At 64.7% G+C, this 439-nt stretch carries 1 protein-coding gene; it reads left to right on the top strand.

Annotated elements, in window-relative coordinates; genetic code table 11:
- Nucleotides 1-439 (top strand): VCBS domain-containing protein (locus AC1DPX_RS35145; RefSeq protein WP_477242614.1); only part of this gene is annotated, 439 nt, incomplete at both ends.

The raw sequence follows: 439 nt of genomic DNA, 5'->3' as shown, positions 1-439 counted from the left end.
TCGAACGGCAGCTACACCTACACGCTCAACAATGCCGACACCGACACCAACGCGCTCGCCCAGGGCGCCACGGCGACGGATCAGTTCACCTACACGGTCAAGGATGCCAACGGCGCAACCTCCTCGACCACGCTGACCATCACCATCACCGGCACCAACGACGCCCCGATTGCCGTCGCCGACACCAATGCCGGCGACGTCGTCATCGAGGCCGGCGTCAACCCCGGCAACACCGCCTTCGCCGGCGATCCTTCCGCCACCGGCAACGTGCTCACCAACGACACCGACGTCGACACCGGCGACAGCAAGACGGTTTCGGCCGTCAACGGCGTGGCCGGCAATGTCGGCTTGGCAGTGGTTGGAACCTACGGCTCGGTCATCATCGGGTCGAACGGCAGCTACACCTACACGCTCAACAATGCCGACACCGACACCAACG

The sequence above is a fragment of the Mesorhizobium sp. 01N446 genome (assembly GCF_056399285.1).
The sequence above is the reverse complement of the archived record's forward strand: the minus strand, read 5'-3'. Positions and strand labels throughout refer to the sequence as shown.